Below are 14,910 nucleotides of genomic sequence, written 5' to 3' on the forward strand. Positions count from 1 at the left end.
GCTCTGATGCAGCCACGTTCGAACGCAAGCTTCGGAGAGGAGAACTTTCGCTGCGCTCAAAGGCGTGACTGCACCAGTTCGCTCGTGAAGCCGCGCGCCTCTCTCATGAGGCACACCGCCGGGGACCATTAGGCGGACGTTGGTGGCTCACGAGTTCTGAAACTCCTTCATATTGAGCCGCAGACCGGCTTTGTTTGCTTGCTCTGCCGTTACGTAAGGCAGACCATAATAGCTTAGCTTCGGGCTCCACCGCCCCGTTTGACCCGGGTACGGAAAGGCATACGTCCCTCCGCCAACGGACGCCTCGCGGGATATCACAACGGCCGCGAGCTTTCCCCCGCTGTCGAAAACGAGATCGGAGACATAGCCATAGCCTTGGCCTGCCTGCAGCCGCGCATAGTCTCCGATGACCTTTGAGACCGAGAATTCGTGCGGCTCTGCTTGCGCCTGATCAGGGTCAACGAAGAGGCCGTATTCTCGCGACCTCAAATCGGAAAAGTCGGCCACGATAGCTCCTTCATGAAGCGGGCGCAGCACCCGGCTGAAGGGAATTCGGGAGATGAACTCCGGCTCATCCTTCGTTCTGAAGCCTTCGACGAGCAAAGAATCAATCTGCCCGTCGTCCGCCAAGGTCACGTTCCGGACGGCTCCCAAATACTCACCTTTCAACGAGAACACCGCGCTCCCAAGCAGCCGCGACGCACGGTATCCATTATAGACCGTGCTGGCGAACTGCTGTGACTGCGCCGACAGTTCCGTCGTAGCCTGCGTCGCCGTCTCTGCCCATGCGGGACCCAACAGCACGGAGGTCGAGATTGTAGCTACGGCAATTGCAAGGGTGATCCTGCTCTTTCCCATTCAGTGCTCCTGCGATCCGTCGCGCCAACATTACCATTGATCGTATAATCGTTTCCGATGCGCAAAGTTCTGGCCCCGTCGAGCGAACGGTCCGCTGCCGTGCCAAGGAGAAAGTGCAGTGACCAATCGAATACCCGGCCCTTGGGAAACGCACCGCAGATCCATGCGTGCACATTCAGGCAAGGCCATCACATGCCTCGGCCGACGTACTTCATTAATTGCTCGCGATCAGAGGCAAGCTCACGATCCAGGCCTTGAGGACCAGGTCAGGTTTCTCCTGACGAGTCTTCACCTTCAGCCCGACTGTGAGGAGGCCGGCGCGCGCCCCACATCTTGGCGAATAGCCGTTCCAAGGAGACGCGAAATGTTGAGCAACGAACTCGAAAACGTCCTGCCAACGCACAGTCCGACGCCATCTCTCGCGCCGTCACGAGAGCGCGATCAAACGCCGCACGCGCACCACGCCACGAACGATCTGGTGCGCCGCCTTCCACATTCATCACGCAGCCGGCTAGTCGAACTCTGCGACGAAGTAACGCTGCGACCGAGACAAATGCTGCAGGAACGCAATGTGCTGCTGCAAAATGCTTATTTTCTTGAAAATGGCGCGGCCTCGCTGACGGCCAGAGCCGGAGACTGCCTCCCGGTCGAGATACAGACTGTCGGAGCGAAGGATTTCATCGGCATTCCCCTGATCCTTGGCATGCGCGTTTCCCCTCACCGTTGCATGGTTCAGGTTCCCGGTAGAGCCTTGCGCATCGAGGCAGATGCTTTGATTGAGCTGGTGAGGGGCGATGTCGAGATCCAGAAGCTGTTGCTGCGGTACGTGCAGGCCACCCTGATCCAAAGCTCGCAGCTCGCTGCATGTAACTCGCGTCACAGTCTGCAGCAACGACTGGCTCGGTGGCTTCTCGTTGCAGCGGATAAATTGTTCTCCAGTGAAATCCCGCTCACGCATCGATGCATTGCACAGGCCCTTGGCGTTCGGCGCGCAGGTATCACGTCGACAATGGGCGAAATGGAAGCGCGAGGCATCATCAAGCAAGGCCGCGCTCAAGTCGAGATTCTGGATCAATCGCAACTCGAGCAATTGTCCTGCAACTGCTCTCGCGTGATTTTATCTGCACATGAGAACTCTCTCAATGCAGCCAATGCTCGACAAGCAAGCAACTCATGATTGATGGCGCGAAGAAATGAGGGCTTGGGCGTCGCAATGCGTTTGCCTTGTCCGGTTGCGTACCGAGTTCAGGCCGGCGCAGCGAACGCTGGGTATCTTACCTCGTTAGTCGTCACGAGCTGCCCGAGAATCGAATGAGAGCTTTGTGGGTGCAGAAGCCCCGCTCCGTCGGCGGCGAATGGCCCGATGTGCCCGCTAAGATCGAAGTAGCGAGCCTTGCGGGATCGCCAGGAGCCAGTCGCCAGCTTGCCAAAGTCCAACGTCTCCAGAGCAACGAATATCTTTGGGCAATACGGTACCATCGCGCGCGTTGCGCCGCTGGTGTTCGTTCTGCTCACCCCGATGGGCGAGTACATTTTTCACCTTTCTCCGATCTGGATATTCGGATCCGGCGTTCTCGCAATAGCTGTACTCGCTGAATGGATTCGCGTAGCCACCGACCAGCTATCCTCCCACACCGGTCCTGCCATAGGCGGTCTCCTGACCGTCAGTCTTGGAAGCTTGGCCGAGCTCATTCTTGCGCTATTTGTTCTCGCGCGCGGCCATGTCGAGGTGGTCCATGCCCAGATCACCGGATCCATAGCGGCGACCTGCTTGCTGGGGTTGGGTCTGGCCATCGTCGCCGGCGGGTTCAATCGCGAGCGCCAAAGCTTCACCCAAGCGCGCGCTGGGTTGTTGTCGAGCATGCTCGTTCTGTCGGTGATCGCTCTTATTCTGCCGGCAGTGTTCGACTACACGGGTCGCAGCATCCGTCATGTCAATAACGTGAATGCCTCCGATGAGCTACTTAGCCTGGCTGTGTCCGTGGTGCTGCTAATTCTCTACTCCGGAAATCTTGTCTTCACCCTCGTTACCCACCGGAATGTCTTCGCGACCAATGAGGAGGCTTCGGCAAAATCGGCGTGGTCGGCAACCACATGCCTGATCGTGTTACTGGCGTGCACCGGCGCGGCGGCCCTGCAGAGCGAATTTGTGTCCGGCGCTCTGACGGAAGCGGCCAAATCAACGGGTGTGACACCACTCTTTCTTGGCGTCGTCGTGCTTGCTCTTGTGGGCACCAGCTCCGACATTTTTGCGGCTGTTTGGTTCGCTCGGCGCGACAGGATGGGACTCGTGATGACGCTCTGCATTGGATCCGCCATTCAGATTGCGCTGGTTGTTGCTCCGCTTCTCGTCATTTTCTCCTGGGTGATCGGCAAGCCGATGACCCTTGTCTTCCAAAATCCCGTCGACCTCTTTTCAATCGCCGGCACTGCGTTCATCGTGAATGCCATCACCAGAGACGCCGAGACCACCTGGTTCGAGGGCGTACTGCTCATTGGAGTTTACGTCGTGCTGGCCCTTGCATACTTTTTTTCTTGAAGTGCAAAGCCGAGAGGAGCTCAACAGCGGCAACCGTCGGAGTTCCAAAGTAGTTGCGTGTTGACAGATCGGAGGCGCCGCCGGCCATCGCCCCGGCGCCTCTCCAAGATCCAAGTGGGACCACCTTCGGAGCAGACCCTCGCGATTGCTGGACGTGCCGAGCGCCCGTTTATCAGCGCTAAAGAATCACCTCCCCCGCAAAGAAGGCGAGGAGCACGAACACCAGAAAAATCGCAACAGCCGCGAAAAATAACCACTTGGCGATAGTGGACGCACCGGCGGCGATTCCGCTGAACCCGAGGAAACCGGCTACGATCGATATCACAAAGAAGATCAACGCCCACTTCAGCATGCCAAGCTCCTACGGCCCTCTTTACAGTCGAGGTATGCACAAGTCCGGTTCGGAAGCACACCCACTGCGAAGGTGCTCCGGGCTTGCCTAGCGACAATCGTTCTGGGCATTCGGCGTTCCGATCAGAACGTTTTATGCCCGGCGCACCTGCGTACGCGCTACGTCAGACGCCAAGCCACAACACTATGGGCCCCTGTCGCGGCAATTACGGACCTACGCTATACCAGTCCCGCGGCGAGCCGTGCACAAGCGCATGGCGACACAAGCGATCAACCACATCACGAATTGGAATCGGCTTTTCAACCACGTACCGGGCAAATCGGCTGGGTATGACTTCGCGGCTATATCCCGTGTAAATCAGAAAGGGGATACTTCTGTTCAAGAGGAGATCTGCGAATTCGAACGAGGCCTGCCCGTGCAGGTCCACGTCAAGAAGCGCCGCATCGATAGCTGCGTTAGCCGCTGCATGGAAAGCAGGGCTTAGCTCTGCAAACGGGCCAATTGGTTGATGACCGCTGCGTCGGATCTCGACCGCGAGATCGTCGGCGATGAAGTATTCGTCTTCGATTATGGCTATTCGCATTGGGACTCCAATGACCTTGCGGCAAGCCCCGCGAGTCTTGCTTATCGTATGGATGATGCCGCGGTGATCAACCCGGAGCCGGATTGCAGACCGCATAAATTGGTCCGCTGCCGCACGGGGCCAGTGGTGCTTCAACCGCCTTGCCGCTGCTGCCGGAAGCAGGTGCTCCCGGCCGGGTACACATACGTACCAACTGTCTCTGCAACGGCACCGCAGCTCGCGCATTTTCTTCAGGTAATGAAAACCGCGGAGATGAGTTTATGAAAGCAAACAGATGGTACGTTGCCGTCGCCGTATTGGCGCTCGCGATTCCGGTCGGAACTACTGCGCAAGCCGCACCTATGTTGGCCGCGAGCGGGATGGCCAAGAACCACGCAAGCCTGGTGGAAGTTCAATGGAGGCATGGCCGCCACCAGGGTTGGCATCGTCATCACTGGCGTGACGGATACCGGCACCGTTATAGCCGCGGCTGGGGTCCAGCGTTAGGTGGCTTCGTGGCAGGTGCGGCGATTGGAAGCGCCGTCGCCAACAGCCGGGCGCAAGCTGCCGAGAACAACGCCTACTGCTCCCAGCGATACAAGTCGTACGACCCGAGCTCCGGGACCTACATGGGATACGACGGCATACGGCATCCATGTCCCTGAGCAAGACGGCGTTCTGCCGGCGCGGACCGTTTCGGACGCCATCAACTTTTGAACTCGAGCAAGGAGATCCATATATGAAAGCGACCTCATTCCTGGCGGCGGCAGCTCTTGTCGGCGCATCATCGCTTGCGATGGCGCAAGGCGCTCCGCAAGCTACCGGTTCGGACCATAGCGCCGTGCAGAACTCGAGCCGCAATCAGTCGGCTGACCAACGCCCTGAAAACGACACTGCAAACAAGGGGGGCAACAAGGCGGACGCGGTCCAGTCCGACCCTGGTCGGGCGAGCACTCGGCAACAGATGGTCAACGATCTGCAACAGGCAGGTTTCACCGACGTCAAGGTACGGCCGCAGTCGTTCCTGGTGGAGGCCAGGGATCGATCAGGAAATCCGGTGACAATGTTCGTTGGTCCAAACACGTTCGCTGAGGTGAAAACGGTCGGGGCTAACGCGCAGACGTCGTCTTCGAATACGAACTCATCCGGCAACAGCGCCAATGCTACTTCGGATCGCCCGGGCGGAGCCTTCACCTCGGTGCCGCCGAAGGACGGCCTGAGCTCGCAGTTGATGGGTCTGCAGGTGTACAACAACGCGAAGCAGGACATTGGCACGATCAAGGACGTCGCGCTGAACGAGAACGGCATCGACGGCTATATCCTCTCGGTGGGAGGGTTCTTGGGCATTGGCGACCATTACGTTGCAGTGCGGCCTTCGGCAATCAATCTGAAGTTCGATCATGCGGCCAACAAGTGGACCGCGACCATGGACACGACGGCCGACCAGTTGAAGTCGGCGCCTGAATTCAAGTACCCCAGCAACGGGTAATCTTCTGAGGTGGAGCGGTTGGGCGGAACCGCTCCACCTCCCGGCTGTTGGTTCCAGGTTCGATGTGGTTATGCAGCTCAAAATATGCTCGCCCGCGCTCAAAAACTGCTGGCTGACCTTGGCGAGACATTCTGGCTGGTGCCTACGGTCATGGTGCTTTGCAGCCTGATCGGCGCCTTCACCCTCGTTCATATTGACCAGAGCAACACGGTCTACCTCTCAAATCTACAGAGTTGGATGTACGACGGCGGCGCGACCGGCGCTCGCACCCTGCTCGGCACCGTAGCCGGCGCCACGATCGGTGTCGCGGGAACCGTGTTCTCGATCACCATTGCCGCGTTGTCTCTCGCTGCAGGTCAGATGGGGCCGCGACTGCTGCGCAATTTCACGCGCGATCGCGGCAATCAATTCACGCTGGGGATGCTGCTCGGCACCTTCTGTTACGCTCTCGTCGTGCTGAGAAGCATCCGGACAGAGCCGGAAGGCGGCTTCGTCCCTCATCTATCACTGAGCGTTGGAATTCTGCTCGCATTGGCCTGCGTGGGGACGCTCGTCTACTTCGTCGGTCACGTCGCCGGCCGGATCAACGTTGAAACTGTCGTCGAACTCGTCAGTGAAGACCTCCGCAGCGCTATGCGCCAGCTAACCGTCCAGGATCCGCAGCCGAAGCCTCCGCCGGGCGAGTACTGGATCGGCTCCCTGCCCCTGAAGGACTCGCGGCGCGGCTATCTGCAGCATCTGGACGAAGAGGGCCTGGCCACCTGGGCGGCCAAGCATAGAGCCACCATTCGGCTGTTGATCGGCCCCGGCGACTATGTTTTTCCGGGGGCGACCGTCGCTCTGGTTAATCCTCCCGTCGACGGTGCCGAAGCGGCTATCCGGAATGCGACGGCGCTGGGCGCAACAAGCAGCATCGCTTCCGATCTGCGCTTTGCCGTTCGCCAACTCGTCGAAGTCGCGGTGAGGGCACTTTCGCCCGGCATCAACGATCCACACACCGCGCTCTCGGTCATGGATCGACTGGGTGCGGCGCTCTGCGATCTCGTACCCCTGCATCTGCCATCAGGAGTGTCGATCAGAGGAAGTCAGCCGGTGCTGGTGGTGCCGCATGTGCAATACGATCAACTGCTCGGGACGATGTTTCATATGATCCGGCAAAGCGCAGGCGCCCAGCCTGCAATTTCGATCCGAATGATTGAGGTGATGACACAAGTCGCAAGCTCCGAGCGCGACCCCACCCGGCTCGCGGCGCTCTCCCACCACGCCGACCTCGTCCTTGCAGACGCTCGTCGCCTGATTGCCGCTCGCAGCGACAGGGAGGATGTCGAACGCCGACATCAGCTGTTTACTCTGATGGTCCGGGCAGGTCCGATGGGGCAATTCACCGAACAGATCTTGCCTCTAGCGGGCGACGATGATCCGCCAAAGGCTATCGCTGAGACAGTCGCCTTCCGATCTCAGCGTTGAGTTCGGCGCCGCCAGGACGAAATAGGCAGCGACGCAGAGCCATATCGTCAACCCGGCAACTGCGCCGAGCGATCCGCAGGTCTTTATGATAGGCAGCGAACACATACGTTGAGAATGCGTATGACCCCGAAATCAAGAGCCGAGCAGAAACGAATCGCCCATCTCTTCGGGCTGCTGAGGGTCGCTTGAGCTCATCGCCTCCCCGAGCCAACGGCGCTCCGTGGTCCGGAAGCGTACGAGCAAATGCAGGAACCAAAGCGGCGGACGCACTCTTGGATCTGGAGCAAAGTAATCAACAGATGACGAGTAACCGGCATGGCTCAGAGATATCGCGCAGCAGATTGGGCGGCATTCACCCTTGGCGGAGTCATGGTTCTGGTCGGCCTCGTGCTCGGGGCCGGCGGTGCTTGGCTGCTTTGGTTGGGAGGCTCCTTCTATTATCTGTCCAGCGGAATCGTCCTGATCGTCTCGGGTCTCCTGTTGGCCCGCCGGCGCGTTGAAGGCGCATGGCTTTACCTTGTTCTCTTCCTGCTCACCCTCGCCTGGGCGTTCTGGGAAGTTGGCGCTAACGGTTGGGCGCTGGTGCCCCGGACTGTCGGGCCGGCCATTTTGCTGATCGCCGTCCTGGCACTCACGCCGAAGCTTCGCCCCATTCGCCACCAGTATGAAGCTGCGGCTACAATCGCTGCCGGGCTTGTACTGCTGGTAGCCACAACTGTGCTGATGACCGGGGCTTTTCGGCCGGCAAGCGCCGCTCCTCGCGCAATGCCGTCGCCGACCGTCGCAATGGCCGACCCTTCGTCTCTCAAGGCAGGCTCAGATTGGCCCGCCTATGGCGGCAGCTACAGTGCGCGCCGCTATTCGCCGCTCGACGAGATCAACTCGACGAACGTCGCCAAGCTCACCAAGGTCTGGACCTTTCACACGGGCGACTTGCCTACCAAGAATACAAAAGGCACATACGGCGCAGAGAACACGCCGCTGAAGGTGGGGGATAACCTCTACGTCTGCACGCCCAAGAACATCGTTATCGCCGTCGACGCCAAGACCGGCAAGCAGGTCTGGCGATTTGACCCGCGCGTCCCGGACGAGTTCATTCCGTACACCGCAGCTTGCAGAGGCCTTGCATATTACGAACTGTCCAATGCCGATCAGGGCCCGGCCTGTGCCAGCCGCATCATCGAAGGTACGCTTGACGCACGCCTGATCGCAATCGATGCGAAGACCGGCAAGCCTTGCGAGGCATTCGGATATGACGGACAGGTCGACACCGCGACGGGCGTCGGCCGGCACGATCCCGGCATGTTCGCGATTACCTCGGCGCCGACGATCGTTCGCGGCGTCATCGTCATCGGGCACGAAGTGCTCGACGGGCAAAAGCGGGACGCACCCTCGGGTGTGATTCAGGGATACGACGCGCAGACGGGGGCGTTGCGTTGGGCCTGGGACATGGGCAAGCCGGATGCAAGCGCACCGCCGCAGGTTGGACAAACCTATACCAGGGGCACACCCAACATGTGGACGACCGCCTCCGGCGACGAGGAGCTGGGACTCGTTTATCTGCCGCTTGGGCTTTCGGCCGTGGACTACTGGAGCAGCAGCCGCTCGGACCGCGAGAAAGAGTTCGCGACATCGCTGGTCGCGCTAGATGTTACGACCGGCAAGCCCGCCTGGCATTTCCAGACCGTGCACAACGACGTCTGGGACTACGATCTCGGCTCTCAAGCGACGCTGGTCGACTTCCCGACGGACAATGGCGCGCCGGTGCCGGCGCTGGTGTTGCCGAGCAAGCGCGGCGACATTTTCGTGCTCGACCGCCGCACGGGCAAGCCGCTCGTCGGCGTCGAAGAGAGGCCGGTGCCGCAAGGCGGCGTGGAGCCTGCGCAGCGCGCCAAAACCCAGCCATTCTCGCTTTACCACACCCTGCGAAAGGCCGATCTCACCGAGCAGGACATGTGGGGCATGTCGCCCATCGACCAGATGATCTGCCGTATCCAGTTTCGTCAGGCGAGCTACAAGGGCATCTTCACGCCACCTACGGCCAGCCCGCACTGGATTGAATATCCAGGCTATAATGGCGGCTCCGATTGGGGCGGCATCGCCATCGATCCCGTACGCGACATCATCGTTGCCAATTACAACGACATGCCCAACTATAATCGGCTGGTGCCGCGCGACGAGGCCAATCGTCTCGGTTGGGCGCCGCGGGACCAGGCGCGCGGCGAAATCGGCGGGCAGGAAGGCGCCGGCGATCCACAGCTCGGTTCCCCCTATGCGATCAACGTCAATGCCGGCTGGCGGCTGCCGGGCACCGGATTGTTGTGCAAGCAGCCGCCCTATGGCGGAATTCGCGCCATCGATCTGAAGACCGGCAAGACGCTGTGGGATCGTCCGTTAGGTGAGGCCCGGACGAACGGCCCATTCGGGATCCCGTCGATGCTGCCGATCACGATCGGCACGCCTAACAATGGCGGCGCCGTCGTGACCGCCGGCGGGCTTATCTTCGTCGCAGCGACGACCGATAATCTGATCCGTGCCATCGACATCAAGACCGGAAAAACCGTCTGGAAGGACGTGCTTCCTGCCGGCGGCCAGGCCACGCCGATCACCTATGAGGCCGGCGGCCGCCAGTACCTCGTCATCATGGCCGGCGGTCATCATTTCATGGAGACGCCGATCGGCGATTCTTTGGTAGCTTACTCGCTGCCGAATAAGTGATTGTATTCCAGTTCCTACTGTGCGGCGCTCCGAGTGCACCCGGCTGAGCTACCCACGTCTGCTCTGCGGCGACGCCACCAATCAAGCTCGATAGCGTCCTCGTCGCTATTTGTCCGCCTCAGGTGCGCAGATACCGACGGCGCGCTCTTCGATGAAAAGAAACTCGATTCCGAACTCTTCAAGCGCATTTCGAAAGTCACGAAGGGTCCGCGGTTGAGGCGTGCGTTTGCCGTTCTCAAAGTCTTGGATTGCGCGGCGCGTAATTCCTGTCTTCTGGGCAAGGTCGTCTTGGGAGAGATCGAGCCACGCCCGGGCGGCCCTCACCTGCTGGGCCGTAATCGTCCCTGAGGACGTGAGGGGCTTCTTAACCATTCCGGAATCCGAGCCAGAAGAGCGCTTCTTGCCTCTTGTGCAAAAAGCGACGTTGTGCCATTAATGGGAAACACATCGCATATTGCACGAGCGTTTTATCGATACCCAGAAGGAGCCATACACCATGAAGGTTGAGTCGCACATCATCCCCTCTGTTTCTGACGCTGCGCTCGCCCAGGCCGCGAAGACGGTTGTAGCCAATGCGGTCTCGACCGCCTTCAACGAGGATCCCGTCATCGGCCCCGATCTGTCTCGCGCGATCGCGGTGGTCAACTCGGTCGTCAAGCGGCACGGCCACTTGCTTGAGAGCACGCTCGCCAACGCACTCGCTGCCAGTGGGCGCTTCGACGTGCTCGTCGAAGTCGCGATCCCTGTGACAGATGCCGCGCAGGAACTTCTCCTGGCTCGTAACTCTGCGGAGGATCTGGCGCGAATCAACATTCGCGCCGATGCGTCGGCCGAGCGCATCGTGACCATCGATCTCGTCGTGATCGATGCGGAGGTGGGCTGGGCCGGTGCCTACGAAATTAAGCGCGGGAACGGCGCGATCGATGGTCGCAGCCGGCGCCCTATCGAAAACGACCTGAAAGCCACTCGCATGGTGCTCTCGAGCTACCTTGCAAAGCGCGGCTACCCGAACATCGCGCGCGTGACGACCGGCGTGATTGACTACTACGGCGGCACGGGCTTCAGCAAGGAACTGAAGATCGGCCGCGATGACCTGGACAGCCACTTCGGAGTGCCGGTGCGCCAGACGCTGGACAGGTCCACGACCTGCCTGCGGACGGCTCTGCACAGCGAACTCCCCTACCTCTTCGCGACCGTCCTCGAGGCCATAGGCGGCGAAACGGTGAAGCAGCAGCCGCCCTCGGCTCGGACAACTGTCCCTCAGGACGACCATTTCGGGGCCGAGAGTGCACTGATCAAGATCATCAACGCGCGTCCGACCGGCCCCGGGCCCCGCAGCCGTCAGTGACCGTGAAGATGCCACGCGAGCTGATGCCGGTAACCCCAGGAGGAGCGCCTTTGAACCACATCGACAATGATGGCCCTGAACGGCACCAGGAGGTCACAAGAGAGCCGTGGCCTCGTGTCCTGAAGTACTGGCGGACGATTTCGGCCGAGGCGTTCGACGACGCGACCAAGGCCGAGGTGATCTCGTTCGTGCAGGCGACGACCACGACCATCCCGCAGTTGCAGCGCGCCATCTCGGGCGATGCAGATGCCGCTATCGGCATGGTCATGCACCGCAAGACGCCCAGTGCAATCGGCGTCAGGGTCGATTTCCCGATGACGCTGTTGCTGTCGTGCGCCTTCGAAGATCCCGGCGCGGCGCTCGCGTTGTCTCATAAGCTTGGCGAGATGCCGCTTGAGGCGCGCCTCCGTACGAAGCTCGCGACGTCCTGGCAGGTCGCCAGCTTGCTGTTGTCTTTGCGCCGCCCCCCGAATGGCCGCTCGCGCAACTAATAGAGCGAAGACCGAACGTTCATGCCGAACAATGAGAAAGAGTCCATGACACCCGCGGTGACCGGTTCCGCAACGATGGTTCGGTTGGCAGCTTACGGCCCCGCAAGTGCACGTTCCTGGCCATTCAAGGCGGAGGACAGTTCACCGCTGGCATGGTGGCGGAGGCTCCCGTCACAGGCGTTCGGCGAACCCGAGCGCCTTCACATGGGCGCAACGCTCGAGCAGATCAACGTACTGCATGCCGAACTCGATCTTTTGGCCGCGCTAAAGGGCGACGCGGCCGCCGCCATCGAGGTCACGTTCACGCTCATGCCGATGAGCGAAATCTCACTGAGGACTGACATCGCGATGACTGCGCTCCTGCGGTGCGCCCTGGAGCGCAACGCGGCGGCATCCCTGGTTCTGGCTCAGGTCTTGGGCTTGACTGACCTCGGCCATCCCTATGCCGGGGAGCTCGCAACCGCATGGCTCGCGTACGGCTGGCTGTGCTCGGAAAATCCCCGCGAGTTCAGCAATGCGGCGGCCGTGCTGCTGACCGCTTTCCAGGATCGTGAGCGGGAGAAAGATGAATGAAAATCCAGATCTTCTCCGACCTCCATGGCGACGTGCATCCGGTCAAGCCCATCACGATATTGCCTGGCGTCGACCTCGTGATCGTCGCCGGGGATACCTGCGAGAGCGCGATCCGCGCCTTCGAGTACCTCCGTCGCGTCGTGCCAATGCACATCCCGATCGCGATGGTGCTCGGCAACCACGAATACTACCGCCACTGCATTCCCGAAGAAATCGCGTCCGCCCGTTCCCAGGCGGCCTCCTTGAACATCTATCTGCTGGAAAACGCGACCGTGATCTTGGCCGGCCGGGACGGCGAACGAGCGATCCGTGTGGTCGGTGCCACGTTCTGGACCGATTATCTCGCTTTCGGCAAAGCCAATCAGTTCGGGGTGATGAACACCTGCGCGACCGGCATGAATGATCACCGCCTGATCACCTGGCGGAAGCAGCCGTGGCGCCGGTTCAGGCCCCAGGAAGCAGCCTTGGTACACCGCGAATCTAAGGCGTACCTCACTGGTATTTTGGCGACACCATTCGACGGCAGCACCGTGGTCGTCACTCATCACGCAGTGCACTGGAATTCTGTGCACCCGAAATTTCAGAGCGATCCCCTCACCGCTGCCTTCGTCTCCGACCAGAGCGCGCTGATCGAGCGCTTTCAGCCGACACTGTGGGTCCATGGCCACGTCCACAATTCGTCGGACTATCGCGTCGGCGGCGGCGGCGGCGGCGGCGGCGGCGCCAGCGTCGGCGGGGCGCGGATCATATGCAACCCGCACGGCTACGGATCCGAGAACGATGCCTTTAACGGCGCCATGGTGGTGGAAATCGAATGAGCAACGCCGGCGATGATGGCGACGATTTCGAGCTGCCGGCGGTCGCACGCGATGATTTGTTGACCGGCGCGGCAGCCGATTCGGCCGATTCCGAGAATCACCTAAAAAACATGCCCCGTATTCTGCGTTACGCAAAGCTAGTCGGAGACCACGCCAGGCACGTCGAACAGCGCCTGATTGCCGAGATCGACGAGCTCTGCCCGGATCTCGCGCTGAACACCGCTTGGGCGGTTGCGCTGGATGTTGACACTGGGCTTGCGCTTGCCACCGAGCTCGATCGTCGCGCGGCGCAATATAACGATCCGAACCTGCGCAGCTTGTCAGATTGTGTGCGGTTGCTTTGTTTACCCGCGACGCGAGGGGGTCTTCACTTCCAGCATTATTTTCGGGTCGCAAAGGCGCTGCTGCTGTCCTTCGAGATCATTCGCGACCGTGACGAAGAACTGTGTTGCGACATGGAGCGGTTCGCCTTTGGCTGGGCGGCACTGCCTGCGTGCGCTCACATATCCGTAGGGCACGCCTCCGCCGCGGAAAATGCGCTTATGCTCGGCTCGCGCATGGTGGAACATCGCATTGCTGCTGCCTGGCGAGAAGCCACTCAGGCGCAGGAGCAAAAGGTGCGCTTGATGGAAGAGGCCGAGCAGGAAAGAACCGAGATCTCGCGCGAGACTCCAGCTAAGGAGGAGAACCTGCCGTCTGATCATCTTATCGTCGTTCGTCTGAGCGCCGACGAGATGAAGAACATCCGGCTGAAGGAAATTCTCGCTTCGCTGAAGAACGTCGTGAACGTGCCGCTGCCGCTCGTCATGGTGCCGCCGCTGCACGAGGTGCGCAGCAAACTGCTGCTCGAGTTTCCCTACGCAAAGCGCGTCATCGACTTGATCCTATCTGATCTTGTTGGCCGGCGCATCGTTCAGCTCCGTCCGATGATCCTGGTCGGGGAACCAGGCGGAGGTAAAACGCGATTCGTTCGAAGCTTGGGCCAAGCTCTCAACCTCCACGTGTGGCGCACTGATTGCTCTCGGGGAGACGCGGCATTCGGTGGTACTGACCGTCGCTGGCACTCCGCCGAACCCTGCCATCCTCTTCTCGCGGTGGCCCGAAGCAAGACGGCCAGCCCGCTGGTTCTTCTGGACGAGCTGGAAAAAGCACCCTCCAGCTCGACCTCAAATGCAGGCCGGCTGTGGGACTGCTTGTTGAGCTTCACCGAGGCCGAAACGAGCGCGCGCCATTTCGATCCTGCACTACAGGTCAACCTGGATCTTTCCCGAATCTCTTTCGTCGCGACCGCCAACAGCCTGGACCCGCTGCCGAGCCCGATCCGCGATCGGTTCTTGGCCGTCAGGTTCCCGAAGCCGGGCGCTGCCGATATCGATTCCTTGTTGCCCGCTGTGATGGTGGATCTCATCAAAGAGCGCGGGCTCGATCAACGCTGGATTTGGCCGCTCGACGAACACGAACACGTCGCGGTTGCCAAGCTGTGGCAAGGCGGCTCTGTGCGGCGGTTGCGCCGCATTGTCGAGGTCATCCTGCGCGAACGCGATCTCAGCGCCACGAGGAATTGATATGAGCCGAGAGCCCCACGAGAAGCCCGCGCCGCACCGAGCATCGCCGCTACCACGGCCGCCGCGATTGCCGGGGATAACGCCGGCCGAGATCCCGGCTGATGCTGGAAACAAGGATACACTCACACTT

Annotated in this window: 15 protein-coding genes; 11 read left to right on the top strand and 4 right to left on the bottom strand. The window is 60.6% G+C overall.

Annotation, left to right across the window (positions count from 1 at the left end):
* Positions 1-147: 147 nt before the first annotated feature.
* The gene (locus tag ABIB91_RS13875) at positions 148-858 is read right to left on the bottom strand and encodes a PRC-barrel domain-containing protein (protein ID WP_354161804.1); all 711 of its coding nucleotides are present in this window, start codon (positions 856-858) and stop codon (positions 148-150) included.
* A 364-nt stretch (positions 859-1,222) separates the two neighbouring features.
* Here ABIB91_RS13875 and ABIB91_RS13880 point away from each other — a divergent pair, with 364 nt between their 5' ends.
* Both ABIB91_RS13880 and cax read left to right on the top strand, forming a co-directional pair.
* Positions 1,223-2,035, top strand: coding sequence for a Crp/Fnr family transcriptional regulator (locus ABIB91_RS13880; RefSeq protein WP_354161807.1), 813 nt, complete (start codon positions 1,223-1,225; stop codon positions 2,033-2,035).
* 246 nt (positions 2,036-2,281) lie between these two features.
* Positions 2,282-3,397: a calcium/proton exchanger gene (cax, locus tag ABIB91_RS13885; protein WP_354161810.1), complete on the top strand. Its 1,116-nt coding sequence runs from the start codon at positions 2,282-2,284 to the stop codon at positions 3,395-3,397.
* Between the two features lie 178 nt (positions 3,398-3,575).
* Here the strand turns inward: cax and ABIB91_RS13890 are convergent, their stop codons facing one another.
* A complete protein-coding gene (locus tag ABIB91_RS13890) occupies positions 3,576-3,749 on the bottom strand; it encodes a DUF1328 domain-containing protein (protein ID WP_354161813.1) in 174 nt (57 codons plus the stop codon).
* A gap of 205 nt (positions 3,750-3,954) precedes the next feature.
* Complete coding sequence (locus tag ABIB91_RS13895; RefSeq protein WP_354161815.1) at positions 3,955-4,332, bottom strand: response regulator; 378 nt, start codon at positions 4,330-4,332, stop codon at positions 3,955-3,957.
* 359 nt (positions 4,333-4,691) lie between these two features.
* On the opposite strand from ABIB91_RS13895, the gene ABIB91_RS13900 reads away from it, so the two are divergent.
* The 4 genes from ABIB91_RS13900 (at position 4,692) to ABIB91_RS13915 (ending at position 9,985) form a co-directional block, all read left to right on the top strand.
* Positions 4,692-4,976, top strand: a complete 285-nt coding sequence (locus ABIB91_RS13900; protein WP_354162134.1) for a BA14K family protein — start codon at positions 4,692-4,694, stop codon at positions 4,974-4,976.
* Positions 4,977-5,050: 74 nt separating this feature from the next.
* On the top strand, positions 5,051-5,800 hold the full coding sequence (locus ABIB91_RS13905) for a PRC-barrel domain-containing protein (RefSeq protein WP_354161817.1): 750 nt from the start codon (positions 5,051-5,053) through the stop codon (positions 5,798-5,800).
* 84 nt (positions 5,801-5,884) lie between these two features.
* Positions 5,885-7,267, top strand: coding sequence for a DUF2254 domain-containing protein (locus ABIB91_RS13910; protein WP_354161820.1), 1,383 nt, complete (start codon positions 5,885-5,887; stop codon positions 7,265-7,267).
* A gap of 315 nt (positions 7,268-7,582) precedes the next feature.
* Positions 7,583-9,985 (top strand): membrane-bound PQQ-dependent dehydrogenase, glucose/quinate/shikimate family, encoded by a 2,403-nt coding sequence (locus ABIB91_RS13915; RefSeq protein WP_354161823.1) that lies wholly within the window; start codon positions 7,583-7,585, stop codon positions 9,983-9,985.
* 105 nt (positions 9,986-10,090) lie between these two features.
* Here ABIB91_RS13915 and ABIB91_RS13920 read toward each other — a convergent pair whose 3' ends face one another.
* Complete coding sequence (locus tag ABIB91_RS13920; protein WP_354161826.1) at positions 10,091-10,357, bottom strand: helix-turn-helix transcriptional regulator; 267 nt, start codon at positions 10,355-10,357, stop codon at positions 10,091-10,093.
* 124 nt (positions 10,358-10,481) lie between these two features.
* Between ABIB91_RS13920 and ABIB91_RS13925 the strand changes: the two genes are divergently transcribed.
* From ABIB91_RS13925 to ABIB91_RS13945, 5 genes are read left to right on the top strand one after another with little or no spacing between them, the layout of a single operon-like run.
* The gene (locus tag ABIB91_RS13925) at positions 10,482-11,333 is read left to right on the top strand and encodes a hypothetical protein (RefSeq protein WP_354161829.1); all 852 of its coding nucleotides are present in this window, start codon (positions 10,482-10,484) and stop codon (positions 11,331-11,333) included.
* A gap of 50 nt (positions 11,334-11,383) precedes the next feature.
* The gene (locus ABIB91_RS13930) at positions 11,384-11,824 is read left to right on the top strand and encodes a hypothetical protein (protein ID WP_354161831.1); all 441 of its coding nucleotides are present in this window, start codon (positions 11,384-11,386) and stop codon (positions 11,822-11,824) included.
* Positions 11,825-11,845: 21 nt separating this feature from the next.
* Positions 11,846-12,397 (top strand): hypothetical protein, encoded by a 552-nt coding sequence (locus ABIB91_RS13935; RefSeq protein ID WP_354161834.1) that lies wholly within the window; start codon positions 11,846-11,848, stop codon positions 12,395-12,397.
* The gene (locus tag ABIB91_RS13940; protein ID WP_354161837.1) at positions 12,394-13,215 is read left to right on the top strand and encodes a metallophosphoesterase; all 822 of its coding nucleotides are present in this window, start codon (positions 12,394-12,396) and stop codon (positions 13,213-13,215) included. Before ABIB91_RS13935 ends, ABIB91_RS13940 begins: the two co-directional genes overlap by 4 nt.
* The gene (locus ABIB91_RS13945) at positions 13,212-14,780 is read left to right on the top strand and encodes an AAA family ATPase (RefSeq protein WP_354161839.1); all 1,569 of its coding nucleotides are present in this window, start codon (positions 13,212-13,214) and stop codon (positions 14,778-14,780) included. The genes ABIB91_RS13940 and ABIB91_RS13945 overlap by 4 nt, the downstream gene beginning before the upstream one ends.
* Positions 14,781-14,910: the final 130 nt, after the last annotated feature.

The sequence above is a fragment of the Bradyrhizobium sp. JR4.3 genome (assembly GCF_040547695.1).
Classification (GTDB): Bacteria; Pseudomonadota; Alphaproteobacteria; order Rhizobiales; family Xanthobacteraceae; genus Bradyrhizobium; species Bradyrhizobium canariense.